A 13,742-nucleotide genomic window follows, 5' to 3' on the forward strand; every position below is an offset into this window, starting at 1 on the left:
GCAATAAACGAAGGGGCGTCCGACTGAGGTCAACCCGCCCGGTTCGCCAGCTTCAACCCAAGACGAACGGGTTGGAGCGGTTGGGTTGGGTGGTGATCCAGACACTCTTGGCCTGAAGGTACTCACGCGCTCCCTCGATACCGCCTTCGCGTCCCATGCCGCTGCGTTTGTAGCCACCAAAAGGTGTAGTGAAACTGGTCGCCCGGTAGTTGTTGACCCAGACGGTGCCGGCTTCGAGTCGATCCGAGCAGTAGATCGCCTTGTGCAGGTCAGTGGTCCAGACGGCTGCTGCCAGACCAAAATCGGAGTCGTTGGCCATTTCCAGCGCCTCTTCGAGGGTGTCAAAAGGCATGACCGCCAAAACCGGGCCGAAGACTTCTTCTTGGCAAATGCGCATCGCATTGTGGGTGTTGGTGAAAATGGTGGGAGCGATGAATTGTCCCTGACCGAATTGCTCACCCGTCAGTGCGTGACCACCGGTAACGCATGTGGCGCCTTCACTTTTGGCGATCTCGATATAGTCGAGAATCTTTTGAAACTGGGCTTTGGTGGCGATTGGACCCACCTGGGTTTGTTCGTCGGCCGGGTTGCCTATGTGTGCGGCCTCAACCACCTCGACCATGCGAGCGACAAATCTGTCATGGATTGAGCGTTCCAGCAGCAGGCGTGAGCCAGCCATGCAGGTTTGCCCGGCAGCACCGAAGATACCTGCAATAGCCCCCCTGATGGCCTGATCGAAGTCGGCATCGGCGAACACGATATTGGCGGATTTTCCACCCAGCTCCAGGGTTACCTTCTTAAAGTTGCGCGCTGCTGCTTCGGCTACTTTCTGACCGCCTTGATCGCCACCCGTAAAGGCGACTTTTGCCACCAGCTTGTGTTCAATCAATGCAGAGCCGATTTCATTGCCGAAACCGGTAACGACGTTGAACACACCTTTAGGAAAGCCGGCCTCTAACGCCAACGCGGCGAGTTCCAGCAGTGGAGGCGAGGTGTACTCGGACGGTTTGACCACAATGGTGTTGCCGCAGGCGAGCGCCGGTGCGATTTTCCAGGAGGTCAACGCCAGAGGCGAGTTCCACGGCGTAATGGCAACCACCACACCTAAAGGCTCGTATCGAATGTAGTTGAATACGCCGGCTTTGTTGATCGGGACGACAGCGCCATGAATCTTGTCCGCGAGCCCGGCGTAATAATAGAACCATTGGGCGACGTTTTTAACCTGGCCCAGCACTTCGGTGATGTTCTTGCCATTGCAGCTGCGTTCGATATCGGCCAGTCGTTGTGCGTCGCGTTCAATCAGGTCGCCAAGCTTGCGTAACAGACCGCCTCGAGCGGTGGCGGTCATCTCCGACCAGACTGGGTTTTTGAACGCTGCGTGTGCTGACTGCACAGCGCGATCGGCGTCTGCGGCATCGCCTCTGGCGATTTGGGCGAACACGTCCCCCGAGTAAGGCTCGACCGAATCAATCCACTGTCCCGACGCCGGTTCTTCCCAATTACCGTCAATCATCATCGCGTACCGTTTCATCTTTTGATGCTCCTCACTGCCTCAATTGGAAAGCGCTTGTGCGCCGCAACGCCCGAATTCGTCGAGTTGACTCGATCCTATCAACATTCTATTATTCGTTCAATGATTCTGTCTGACAGAATTTGTGCATCGAAACCAGCCACTCAGTTTCTATCTCGGCTTGGTCAAACGCTCGTAGCATTGAACAGAGAATTAGCGATGAAAGGACTTTTAGAAGGCATCACAGTACTGGATCTCACCAATGTACTCGCCGGGCCATTCGCGGGTTATCAGTTGGCATTGTTGGGGGCGACAGTGATCAAGGTCGAGACGCCGGAAGGCGGCGACTTGGCGAGGCAGCTAGGGGCCGATAAGGAACTAAATCGCGAACGGATGGGGGCGTCGTTCTTGGCGCAGAACGCCGGAAAACGATCGATTTGCGTAAATCTGAAATCAGCAGAGGGGCGTGAAGTCTTTCACCGCCTTTGCGAAACGGCTGACGTTCTTCTCGAAAATTTCAGACCGGGAGTCATGACTCGCCTGGGTCTGGATTTTCCGACGCTCCATGAAGCATTTCCTCAACTCGTCTACTGTGCGATTTCAGGCTTCGGTCAGGACGGGCCTTTGGCCAAAGCGCCAGCTTATGACCAAATCATTCAGGGGCGTTCTGGTGTGATGAGTATCACTGGAAGTCTTGAGACCTCTCCTTTGCGAGTGGGCTACCCCGTGTGCGACACCATTGGTGGGCTCACGGCGGCGTTTGCGATTTCTTCTGCGTTGGTGCGTCGGGCTCGGGACTCCAAGGGATGCTTCATCGATGTATCAATGCTCGACTCAACGTTGTCATCCATGGGCTGGATTGTTTCCAACCAATTGATTGCCAACAGTGCGCCCGTGCCGATGGGTAACGACAACTTCACCGCCAGCCCTTCCGGCGCTTTCCAAACGGGTAAGGGGCTGCTCAATATCGCGGCCAATAAGCAAGAACAATTCCACTCGTTGTGCACGTTGCTAGGGCGCGAAGACTTGATGGACGACCCGAGATTTGTCGGCCGGGAAGATCGCAAACAACATCGCCAAGCCTTGAAGACCGAACTTGAGTCATCCCTGAGTGCCCATTCAGCTGAACATTGGGACCCCTTGTTCAACGCGTCGGGCGTGCCTGCCGGCCCCATCCTGGATATGCAGCAGGCGTTGTCTCAGGACCAGATCAGCCACCGCCAGTTGTTGATGCAGCTCGAACTCAACGACAAACGCAAAATCTCCGTCACTCGTAGTGGTTTTCTGGTGGATGGCCAGCGGACCGGCGTTGATATCCCGCCACCTGAGTTGGGCGAACACACGGATCAGATTCTGAAAGAGCTCGGCTACACCCATGCGCAAATAGAACAACTTCATGAGGAAGGCACGGTATGACTGTCCCAGTGAGCAATGACCAACTTGCGGATCAGGCCCGCCAGTGGTGGAAGACACGAATCATTGATATTGAGCCGGGAAAAATCGCCATCAAAGGGCGCCCCATTGAGTCGATGATTGGTAATGTCGGTTACGCGGGAATGGTCTGGACCATGCTGCGCGATGACGAAGCAACACCTGCTCAGTTGGCTTTGCTGGAGGCCGCTCTGGTGGCTGCTGTGGATCATGGCCCGCAAGCGCCGTCCATTGCGATTGCTCGAATGAGCATGACCTGTGGAGTTTCGTTGAACGGTGCGATGGCGTCGGCAATCAATGTGCTGGACGATATCCATGGTGGCGCTGGCGAGCAATGCCTGGAGGTGTTCAAAGCGGTTGAGTATATGCCAGGCTGGCAATCGAACGTATCAGGCACAGTTGCGCAGGTATTGGCTGATCAGGTGGCGGCCGGCAAGACTATTATGCCTGGCTACGGGCATCGTTTTCATCCGGTGGACCCGCGTGCTGTCCGGCTGCTTGCGTTGGTGGACCAGGCGGCTGCCGAGGGCTCGATCAGTGGCCGGTACGCCGTCATTGGCCGCGAAGTCGAGGTTCAGCTAGAAGCTCGGGTCGGTAAAAAGATCCCGATGAATATCGATGGTGCCACAGCCGTCATCTACGGCGAGCTGGGCTTTGAACCGGCACTGGCGCGGGGCCTTTTCATTCTTTCGCGTTCAGTCGGAATACTGGCGCACGCCTGGGAACAGAAGCAGCAGGGTGGGCGGATAAAAGGGCCGCTTCCACCGAGTCTGGGTTACACCTACACGGGAGTGAGGAAGTAGCGAGCTTCTGGCATCTCCCCTACAATGCCGACTCGACCGAATTCTCGTTGTCTTGAACGGATAAAATATGGCTAAGAACCCCACTACCGCCACCTTTGATCCAGAAGGCCCGGGCGTGGCAGCTGTCAATCGCGCCCTTAGTATCTTATGTGTCTTCAGACACGATGATGACAGCCTGACTCTGGCTGACGTTGCTGCCCGAACGGGACTCTACAAGAGCACCATTCTGCGGCTGACGGAGTCGCTGGAAACCTTTGGCATGCTGACTCGCGATACGTCAGGGCGCTTTCGTCTAGGAGTTGAGCTGGTTCGACTGGGGGCGGCGGCGAAATTGTCAGTGGGCGGGCAGGCTGACATTAACGTGATGCTCGTCGATATGACGGCAGCGACTGGCGAAAGTGCAACCTATTACGTTCGCCGCGGTAGTTTCAGGTTGGCGCTCTATCGTGTGGATTCACCTAAATCCGTGCGCGATCACATACGGGTTGGTGATTTGTTGTCGTTGGAGAAAGGGGCGTCTGGCAGAGTTTTGTCCAATACGGCTCCTTTGGATCAACGCGGCAATAATCCCTTCGAAACTTTTGTGACCATAGGTGAAAGAGACCCGGACGTCGCCGCTATTTCTGGTCCTGTATTTTGTGGTGACGAGATCGTCGGAGCCCTCGCGTTGTCGGGCCCTATTTCGCGGTTCACCGAAGACAACATTGCGGGCATGCGCGAAATCCTGGTAAAAAAATGCAAGCAACTGTCGGCGTTATTAGCACCGCAATGAGCACCCGCTGAGCTGCATTTTTCAGCGGGTTAACCTTGCCAGTGCCGCTGGACCCTTCCTCTATCTCTATCTCTATCTCTATCTCTCCCGAGGACGCGTTGTAGGTTCGACGCGTCCATTTTTAATCATGGGTCAATCGTTCTGCCTGACAGAATATATTGATTAGTATTAGAACCTATGTTAGTTTTTGACTGACGCCCAAGAACGGATTTTTTGTCGTGCGAATCTACGTTTCGACGGAATTTCTCAGGTCTGTCTCCAGGCTTGATTCGCTGTCACGGGTGTCGCAATTGAAAAGAAAGTGGACTTACCGGCCGCATAAACGGCATCGGTGGGGTAGGGACGGTTTGCGCCTTTTTTTCATACCCGGCAGCGCCAGATAAGTTTGTTGTTAACCATTCACGAATAAAAAAGGCGCTCGACATGACAGTCAAAGAGACCATCGAAACCTCTCTACCGGTTGCGGGCAGCGCGTCGGGTTGGCCAAGCCCGACCCTTGCCTGGTACACCGTCTTTGTCCTGTTCCTGGCCTATACCTTTTCTTATGTTGACCGCGTTATTTTGACGATTCTGGTTGAGCCCATTCAGCGTGACCTTGGCATCAATGACAGTCAGCTCGCATTACTCCACGGATTGGCCTTTGTTATTTTTTATGTGGTTTTAGGTGTATCGCTCGGCTATGCCGCGGATCGAGCAAACCGAAAACGCATCATCGTGATCAGCATCATCACTTGGAGTTTGATGACGGCCTGTTGCGGGCTGGCGAAATCTTTCGGCCAACTGTTCATGGCACGTGCCGGGGTTGGCGTTGGCGAGGCTGGACTTTCTCCAGCCGGTTATTCGCTGCTGGGCGATTACTTTCCACCTCATAAGCGCGGGTTGGCGCTGGGGGTTTACACCGCCGCGATCGTTTTTGGCGGCGGTGTCGCATTGATCATTGGTGGTTTGGTTGTTCAGGCCGTAAGCGCACACCCGACCATAAACCTTCCCATCATCGGCGCCACTCGCTCCTGGCAAGCCGTCTTTTTCATCGTTGGATTGCCAGGCCTGCTCGTCGGCTTGCTGGCTATGACTCTGAAAGAGCCCATGCGTAGGACGGGCGAGTCTATCGTTTCCAGCAATCGTTCTCGGGTCTCCTTCCTTACTCAATTCAAACGGCACAAGTCGAGCTACCTGCTTCACATCGTTGGCTTCTCGATGTTGTCGGTGCCCTTCAACGTGACCTTGTTGTGGGGGCGGCCGTTCCTTTCCAGGACGATGGGGCTTAGTCCTTCGCAAGGGGCATACACCCTGGGTGTGATCATGATGATTTTCTGCACGGCAGGCATCCTGTCTGGCAGCGCCCTGTCAGATCGGTTGCTGAAGCAAGGGCATATTGACGCCACGATCCGCGTCGGCGTGATTGCAGCTGTTGGCCTCGTTGTGCCGTTGGCGTTATTTCCGTTTACAACGACTATCACGCCTGCCTGCTTCTTATTAGCGATGATTCTCTATTTTGGCAGCTTCGCATTCGGTGTTGCGCCTGCAGCCCTGCAATTCATCACTCAAAACGAAAACCGCGCAGTCATGACATCTCTCTATCTACTCGGCGTAAGTTTTATCGGGCTTACGGCGGGTCCGACGTTGACAGGGGTCTTCACAGACTACGTATTCAAAGACAAGGCGCTTGTTGGGTATTCAGCGGCAATCGTCAGTGTTTCTGCTGCCGTGTTTGCTGCACTTGCTTTTCTTTATCTGCTTCCTCGATTCAGAAAGGCAGCCGATCAAGAGAGTCGTTTATGGGGCTGAGCGTCGACTGAACAGTCAGGTTTGCGGCCTACGCAACAATGAGACACCCGCTCCCCACGTTTCCTATCCATCAGTTTCCAGATGAGCGCAATATCTTGAATACATCGTCCTTCCCCGCGCGAATTGGCGCTATTACGCTGGCGTTAGTGATCTTCGTTTTTGACGCGTTGACTCCGATGGACATTGCCGTCGCCGTGCTCTACGTCCTTGTTGTATTGCTGGCAGCCAACGCGTTCTCGAGAGCCGGCTTGATCAAGATAACGCTAAGTTGCATGGTGCTGACACTGCTGGCATTTTTCATTGATCACGACATCCACATGATCCCGCCGCTGGGACGGTGCCTGATTAGCTTGGCGGCAATCGCTATCAGCTCTGTGTTGGCACTGAAAAATAACGCCATAACCACCAAATTGCAGGAGCAGTTGATGCTCTTGGCACAAACTCACGACGCCGTGATTGTGCGCGACATGCAGCATCGCATTCTTAGCTGGAACGCGGGCGCAGAAAAACTGTATGGCTGGTCTGCAGATGAAGTGTTGGGTGCAACAATCACCGACTTGTTGCCGTCCAAAATCAGTGCGTCGTTCGGCGAAATCGTGGAAGTCATGCTTTTGGCAGGCTCATGGGAAGGGGAGATCACCAGTTCAAGCAAGAGTGGTAATAGCGTTACGGTGATCTCGCGCTGGTCATTGTCGCGTGACAGTGATGGCAACCCTAATGCCGTGCTGGTCACCAATAACGACGTTACCGCCGCCAGGCAAGCCGAGGAGGCGTTGTATCGTTCGCAGGTCGAGTTGGCGCACATCACACGAGTTATGACCCTCGGGGAGCTTGCCGCGTCGATTGCCCATGAGGTCAACCAGCCATTGGCAGCCGTCACCACCAATGCCGAGGCTGGGCTGCGCTGGCTGAATCGCCAGGTACCGGACCTGGCCGAAGTGCGCAGTGCGATCACCCGGATTTCCAGCGAAGCTCAGCGTGCGAGCGAAGTCATCCGGGGTATTCGCGCGATGTCCAGAAAGTCGGATCCTGAGCATTTGCACCTTGATCTCCTCGAAGTTGTTTTAGAGTCACTTGGGCTACTCAAACGAGAGTTGTCACAACATGGCATCGTTCTACAGTTGGGTCTTGCTGCAGGTTTGCCCGCGGTGCGGGGTGATCGCGTGCAGTTACAGCAGGTGATCATCAATCTGGTGATGAATGGTATGCAGGCCATGTACGGCGTCAATGAAACTCAGCGGCTGTTGTCGGTTGAATTGAATCAAGTTGCGGAGGAGCTGGTACTGGAAATCTACGACAGTGGTCCGGGTATACCAGAGCCAGACCTTGCCAAGCTCTTCACCGCATTTTTCACTACCAAAAAAGAAGGACTGGGCATGGGGTTGTCGATTTGCCGTTCGATCATCGAAGCCCACGGTGGGCAGATTAGTGCGCGCAACCTGCCAAATGCGGGAGCAGCGCTTCAGATTAGCTTGCCAGTACACAGTTAGATCCGGGTACACCCTGCAGTGGTCGGATCGGCGTGGCGTTATCCGAAATTACATACCTGGATCTGCTGAGTGCGCAATGCCGGTTAGGCGAACCCGGCAGATACAAGCTCGCTGTTTGTACCGTTTTGAACGACCGGTAGCGGCCTTTCAGACTCAGAGGATATATTTTTTGGACTACGTGAATCTGGGTCCTACTGGGTTGAAAGTATCTCGTCTGTGCCTGGATTGCATGACCTACGGCGCTGCGTATGCAGATAAGCGCCCTTGGACCATGGCCGAGGAGCCGAGCCGAGTGTTAATTCGTCAGGCGCTGGACAGCGGTATTAATTTTCTCAGTACCGCCAGCAGCTACTCGGCAGGGGCCAGTGAAGAGTTCTTGGGCCGGGCGATCAAGGATTTTGCTCGCCGCGGCGAGATCGTATTAGCGACCAAGGTATATATCCCCTGGGACAATAAACCTAACGCCGGCGGACTATCGCGCAAAGCGATCTTCAAGGCCATCGACGACAGCCTACGCCGCTTGGGCACAGATTACGTTGACCTGTATCAGATCCACCGTTGGGATTATTCAACCCCCATCGAGGAAACCCTCGAAGCGCTGCACGACATCGTCAAAGCCGGCAAAGTGCGCTACATCGGCGCTTCGTCGATGTACGCCTGGCAGTTTGCGAAGGCTTTTAACATCTCCGACCTGTATGGCTGGACGCGCTTTGTGACCATGCAAAATCAAGTCAATCTGCTCAGTCGTGTGGACGAGCGAGGATTATTGCCACTCTGCAAAGCCGAGTTCCTGGGGGTGATGCCCAAGGGTTCACAGGCCCGTGGCCGTTTGACTCACGATTGGCGCGAAAACATGGAGCGCGCGCAGACCGACGACTACGCCAGTAGGCTGTACAACGACAGCGAAGAAGGCGATCGGATGATCATCGAAGCTGTGGCAGCAGTGGCTGCGGCGCGCAACGTGCCTCGGGCGCAGATTGCGTTGTCGTTGTTGTTAACCAAGTCCGAAGTGTCCGCGCCGATCATCGTTGCGTCGAAAACCTGTCATCTTGAGGATGCTGTTGCCGCACTGTCCGTCAAGCTGACCGCCGACGAGATTCGGTCGATGGAAGCGCCGTATCGGATAACCCAGTGTACTCCTGCTCAAAAGCTGAACATGACCCGTTGAAAGGCTGGGTCAGGTCCCGTCGGCAAAGCCGCCGTTATCAGGTCAGTTCTCGGTCAGCGCCATCAAACAAAATTCAACGAGCCCGCGAGGCAATGGCCTCGCAAGCGTGAGGGATTTTATTTTGAGACAGGACACTAGCCATACTCGGTTCCCAATATGGCTGGGCGTAAAAGTGACGACGGCAATAATGTCCTCAAAATAGACGTCCACATAAACAAAAAACCACCGAGCGGATTTTTGTTTATGCGATCAACGCACTTACAGAAAGTTGTAGGTGTAGTTGAAGATCAGACGAGTCTGGTCCTGATTGGCAATCCCGGTTCCGCCAGCGTGGTAGCTGCCAGTACGCAGACTCGTACCAAAGCCCTTCAGGTAGCCGCTCTGAATCACGTAGTCGACACCTGCGTCACGCTCCCATTCCGTGTGAGTCACGCCGGTGAGTTTCGCGTCCTTAATGTCATTACCACGCATGTAGTTGACGAAAACGCTCAAGCCAGGCACGCCGAGTCGTACGAAGTCGTATGAATATTGACCGAACGAAGTGTCTTCACCTGCTCGAATGAAGGTGCCGATCAAGGCGTTAGTGTACAGGTAGTAACTATTACCGCCGTTGTCTTCGCTGTTGGAGCCATCTTTAGCAAGAGGCTTACCATCTGCGGTGACGTTACCTTGGTTCAGCGCAACGAAACCGCCGTTATCACTGACGCTCTGATAGCCAAGGAGGAATTTGCTACCGCCCAACTGGTAGGTAAACATTGTGCTCCAAGTGACGTTATCAACTTCACCCGCGTGCTTGGCGTAGCCACCGTTGTTGTTGAACGCGTAACCAGCGGTGTCGCTGCTGTTTTTGCCGTCAGAGCTGCTGTTAAAGTAGCGCAGATCAGTCTTGAAGGACTGCTCGTCACCCAGTGGCAGTAGGTGGACCAAACCAAAGAAGTGCTGCTTATAAAAGTCTTCCAGGTTGGCGTAGTAATACTGCACGGTCAGGTCTTTGGTGACCTTGTAGTCACCACCGGCGTAACGAAATTGGTTGCTGCCCTTGGTTGCGCCTGCAACCGACAACGCCGTGCTGTTGGTCGATGCACGGCCAGTGGAGTGTTCCAATTGACCCGCGTTCAGAGTCAGGTTGTCGATTTCTTTGGAGGTGATCATGCCACCGTCAAAGTTCTGCGGCATTGGGCGGCTGTCGTTCGCCAACAGGATTGGCAGCTGAGGAGCCAGAGCGCCACCAACGTGTAATTCAGTTTTGGACAGGCGGAATTTAACGTTTGCGTCCCCGCGGGCCAAGTCGTCCTGAGCCGAGTTGTCGCGGTCGCTTGGCCAGATTGTGCTGCCTGTACCCAGGTGGTGACCTGGGCCGCCTTCGAGGTGCAGGCCGTAGATCATCTGAGCATCGATACCGACCCCGATCATGCCTTGGGTGAAGCCGGATTTGTAGTCGAGTTTCACAACTTCAACGGTTTCGCGCTGGTTGATCCCACCCGCGGAGTGATCATCGTTTTCATTGTAATAGGTACGGGAACTGAGAGAGAGCTTGCTGGCCTCCAGGAATCCCTGTGGCTTAGCCGCATCATCTGCTTGAGCGTGAAGTGACAGAACGGCCAGCGCGATAGTTGCCGCGAGATTTTGCTTTTTCAATGAAATGCTCCTTGGTTTTATTTTTTTTATTAAGTTTTGCTTTTCGAATTCGTGTGCGGATCAGTGGTGCATGAGCGATTGTAATTTTTGGCAGTATTTGTTAATTGGCAATAATGTGTATTGCCGCTGACCGAGAACAGTTGAGAGCGGGTTCGGAGAATCGGTTAACGGAATAGTTTCCAAAGAGGATTAACCAATATGGCCGCGTCTGTCGTTTTTGTAATAGCGAGCTCGCTACTTAGTGATTAGCGAATCCCTATTGACTCTGATTCATGGGGGGGACCCGTTGATTGAGCCGATGTTTGCGAGTTGGTTTCTCACGGCCCGAAGACCGGTATGAGTTAAGTCATACCGGTCCAGTTGCAATTACAGGCCGTAAACCCGTTTTGCGAAAGTTGCGATTGCCGACGCCATGGCTTCTGGTTGCTCAGGCGCCATAGCGTGGCCTGCATTTTTCAAGACGACCACCGTCACTCGAGCGCCGACCATGTTTTTCAGGACGCCAGAGAAGCGCCGTGGTGCAACAGCGTCAGCTTCGCCTTGTAAGTCCAGGATCGGTGCATTACCCGCAGCGAAATAGTCGTCCACCGGTGTGGTGTTGCGTGCATGGGATTCCGCTTCATGGGTGGCTTCATTCCAGCCATCCAGCCACACTGAAGGGTCATTGCCTGGCGCGAAGAACGCCTCCTTGAGGTACGCAAGGCGCTGCTCTCTGGAAAGCGTGAGGTCGCCTGCGCCATCGATGGCTTTTCGCATTTCAGGGCCAATCGGCTTTTCTGTCGATCCTGGCGGAACCTTACCTGCCGAGGCCGCTGCGAGCACCACACCTTTAACCAGCTCTGGGCGATCCGCCGCGAGTTGACGGGCAGGGAAGTTGCCCCATGCATGGCCGACGACCACGACTGGCCCTTGGTTTTCATGCTCTACGACAGCGGCGACGTCCTTGGCGAAGTCATGGACCGAAAGGTTGTCCATGGGACCGACACTCTTACCGACGCCCCGGGGTTCCGGGCGCACAACGCGGAACCCTTTGGCCTGGAGGTCGGCAGCGACCGCGTCGTAATCACGGGCTGAACGGCCAAGCGATGGCAGCATTACGATGACTGGACCTTTGCCTTGTGCGGTAACGTCGATCTGTACATTGTCGTACTTGACCAGATTGTGTTCCAGGGTCGTATCTGCTTGAGAAATAGCGCTAAAGGCGAGCAGGGCGCAGCCCAACCAATGCATTGGAAATGTTTTCATTGTTATTGTCCTTCCGGGGTTGATTAAAGGTGTTTGCCTGGCTCAAGTCCGCTTTCTTCAAGCAGTTGAATCGCCGGTTTGCTAGTCAGGTACTGGATAAACGATTTGGCGGCAGCGACCTGGCTTGAGTCCTTGGCAACGACGGCCGTGAATAGGCTGATCTTTTGCAATGACTCCGGCAGCGGGCCGATGTAGTCGACACCTGGTGTCACCTTCAGCTCGCTGACCTGCTGCATGCCGAAGGTGGCTTCGCCACGAGCGAGGGCCGTGCCGACAAGTTCTTTGCCTTCGATCACGATCGTTTTGGTTTTCATCTGTTCGGCGATACCCAGTTTGTTGAACAGAGTCGAGGCGATATAGGTTCCGCTGGCTCCTTGGGAGTAGGCAACTTTGTGTGCATCGAGCAGCGATTGACGCAGCGCATCAGGGGTAGAGATGTCGGGTTTGGCCTGTCCCTTTGGCACACCTACGCCGATCCGCGAAGTCGCTATATCAGTGCGTGTGGGTAACTCGAATGCACCGGTGCTGGAAAGTTGATCCAGCGTTTCACTCGCCATGATCGCCAGGTCCATTGGCTCTTTGTGTGTGATGCGCTGCGGGATCGATTCTGGCGATTCGCCCATCGAAGGCCCCCAACTGATGACCAAGGTATTGCCACTGGCTTTTTCGTAGGCTGGTTGTAGATGCTGCATGGCGCCCTTGAGCGCGCCGCTGGCAATGATCTTCAGCTCCGTGGCGTTGGCAATGGGGGTGAGGGCCATAAGTCCGGTGAGACCGGCAGAGGCCAGCAGGGTTGTCTTTGTTGTTTTTTTCACGACAGTACCTTCGGGTGTTGGGTTAAATGAAATGTGCATCCGAGTTCAGATTGCACCTTGAGTGTTCAAGAACACCGGGCCTTCACCCCAGCGCATGCCGCCGCCCAGCCTCTCAACCGTGGCATGTGGCAGACGATAGGTTTCGAAGCGCGGGTCGAGTATCCGAACGGCGGGGTCGGGGGTTCTCAGGCTTGGTTGCCAGTCAATGGAATCCATGTTTTTTTCCTGCAACAGGTGCCAGTTTCGGTCAGGCGTAGAGCGCGGCCGGGTTATTGACTAAAACGGCTTTTTGCAATGCCGGCTCTTCGCAGGCTTCCAGGAGGAAGTCCAATAGTCGTGTGTCGTCGGGTACGTTGCCTTTGATGTTCGGGTGCGGCCAGTCCGAGCCCCAGATTGTTCGTTCGGGCGCATGTTGGAGAAAACGCCTGACCCATTTCAAACCTTGCGACCAAGGCGCTGAGGCACCTTGCATGGCGCGGTCGATACCCGAGACCTTGATCCAGCGATCGGGCAGACGCAGATGGTCTTCCAATGCCTGGAGGTTGGATTCGTTGACCGGTTGAGTCAGGTCAAGACGGGCCATGTGATCGATCACCAATGGCGTGCGCAGGGTCTTCCAGGCGTCGAGCACGGGAAGCAACGTTTCCATTTCACCATGCAGCAGGACGTGCCAGCCCAGAGGCCGTACACGTTCGGCGAGACCACGAAGGTATTCTGGATCGCGGTTGCCTGGCAGATGCCCCATCAGGTTGAAGCGGATTCCGCGCATGCCGCCGTCATGTAGCGCCTGCAGCTGTTCGTCGGTGGTCTGCGCGTCAATCAAGCCAACGGCGCGGTAGCGGCCTTCACTGCGGGCGATGGCTGCAAGAATGGCAGTGTGATCGGTCCCGTAGGGCGCGGCCTGCACGAGAACTCCATGCTCGATGCCCATCGAAGCATGGACTTCAAGCAATGCATCAAAAGGGGCGGCCGCAGGGTGATACGCAGCGTCTTTAGGCAAAGGGAACTGATCCCACGGCCCATAGATATGGGTGTGGCAATCCCAGGCACCGCGAGGAAGTTGTGAGTTCATGAAGATCCAA

At 55.0% G+C, this 13,742-nt stretch carries 12 protein-coding genes; 6 read left to right on the plus strand and 6 right to left on the minus strand.

The window, feature by feature from the left end; genetic code table 11:
* Positions 1 to 52: 52 nt before the first annotated feature.
* The gene (locus ACF0H7_RS12475) at positions 53 to 1,531 is read right to left on the minus strand and encodes an aldehyde dehydrogenase (RefSeq protein ID WP_397453057.1); all 1,479 of its coding nucleotides are present in this window, start codon (positions 1,529 to 1,531) and stop codon (positions 53 to 55) included.
* Between the two features lie 198 nt (positions 1,532 to 1,729).
* Here ACF0H7_RS12475 and ACF0H7_RS12480 point away from each other — a divergent pair, with 198 nt between their 5' ends.
* The 6 genes from ACF0H7_RS12480 (at position 1,730) to ACF0H7_RS12505 (ending at position 8,962) form a co-directional block, all read left to right on the plus strand.
* Complete coding sequence (locus ACF0H7_RS12480) at positions 1,730 to 2,926, plus strand: CaiB/BaiF CoA transferase family protein (protein WP_397453058.1); 1,197 nt, start codon at positions 1,730 to 1,732, stop codon at positions 2,924 to 2,926.
* An 8-nt stretch (positions 2,927 to 2,934) separates the two neighbouring features.
* The gene (locus tag ACF0H7_RS12485; RefSeq protein WP_397453059.1) at positions 2,935 to 3,744 is read left to right on the plus strand and encodes a citryl-CoA lyase; all 810 of its coding nucleotides are present in this window, start codon (positions 2,935 to 2,937) and stop codon (positions 3,742 to 3,744) included.
* A 67-nt stretch (positions 3,745 to 3,811) separates the two neighbouring features.
* Positions 3,812 to 4,516 (plus strand): IclR family transcriptional regulator, encoded by a 705-nt coding sequence (locus ACF0H7_RS12490; protein ID WP_397453060.1) that lies wholly within the window; start codon positions 3,812 to 3,814, stop codon positions 4,514 to 4,516.
* A gap of 423 nt (positions 4,517 to 4,939) precedes the next feature.
* Entirely contained in the window at positions 4,940 to 6,304 is a 1,365-nt protein-coding gene (locus ACF0H7_RS12495; protein WP_397453061.1) for an MFS transporter, read from the plus strand.
* A gap of 95 nt (positions 6,305 to 6,399) precedes the next feature.
* The gene (locus ACF0H7_RS12500) at positions 6,400 to 7,794 is read left to right on the plus strand and encodes an ATP-binding protein (protein WP_397453062.1); all 1,395 of its coding nucleotides are present in this window, start codon (positions 6,400 to 6,402) and stop codon (positions 7,792 to 7,794) included.
* 169 nt (positions 7,795 to 7,963) lie between these two features.
* Complete coding sequence (locus tag ACF0H7_RS12505; protein WP_397453063.1) at positions 7,964 to 8,962, plus strand: aldo/keto reductase; 999 nt, start codon at positions 7,964 to 7,966, stop codon at positions 8,960 to 8,962.
* 258 nt (positions 8,963 to 9,220) lie between these two features.
* Here the strand turns inward: ACF0H7_RS12505 and ACF0H7_RS12510 are convergent, their stop codons facing one another.
* From ACF0H7_RS12510 to ACF0H7_RS12530, 5 genes are all read right to left on the minus strand, one after another.
* Complete coding sequence (locus ACF0H7_RS12510; protein ID WP_397453064.1) at positions 9,221 to 10,600, minus strand: OprD family outer membrane porin; 1,380 nt, start codon at positions 10,598 to 10,600, stop codon at positions 9,221 to 9,223.
* A 366-nt stretch (positions 10,601 to 10,966) separates the two neighbouring features.
* Positions 10,967 to 11,845 (minus strand): alpha/beta fold hydrolase, encoded by an 879-nt coding sequence (locus ACF0H7_RS12515; RefSeq protein ID WP_397453065.1) that lies wholly within the window; start codon positions 11,843 to 11,845, stop codon positions 10,967 to 10,969.
* Between the two features lie 23 nt (positions 11,846 to 11,868).
* Complete coding sequence (locus tag ACF0H7_RS12520; protein ID WP_397453066.1) at positions 11,869 to 12,660, minus strand: substrate-binding domain-containing protein; 792 nt, start codon at positions 12,658 to 12,660, stop codon at positions 11,869 to 11,871.
* A 45-nt stretch (positions 12,661 to 12,705) separates the two neighbouring features.
* On the minus strand, positions 12,706 to 12,876 hold the full coding sequence (locus tag ACF0H7_RS12525; RefSeq protein WP_397453067.1) for a hypothetical protein: 171 nt from the start codon (positions 12,874 to 12,876) through the stop codon (positions 12,706 to 12,708).
* A gap of 31 nt (positions 12,877 to 12,907) precedes the next feature.
* Positions 12,908 to 13,732 carry an amidohydrolase family protein gene (locus ACF0H7_RS12530; protein WP_397453068.1) on the minus strand — a complete coding sequence of 275 codons (825 nt, stop codon included), beginning with the start codon at positions 13,730 to 13,732 and terminating at the stop codon, positions 12,908 to 12,910.
* Positions 13,733 to 13,742 lie beyond the last annotated feature (10 nt).

The organism is Pseudomonas sp. NA-150, assembly GCF_044336365.1.
Taxonomy (GTDB): domain Bacteria; phylum Pseudomonadota; class Gammaproteobacteria; order Pseudomonadales; family Pseudomonadaceae; genus Aquipseudomonas.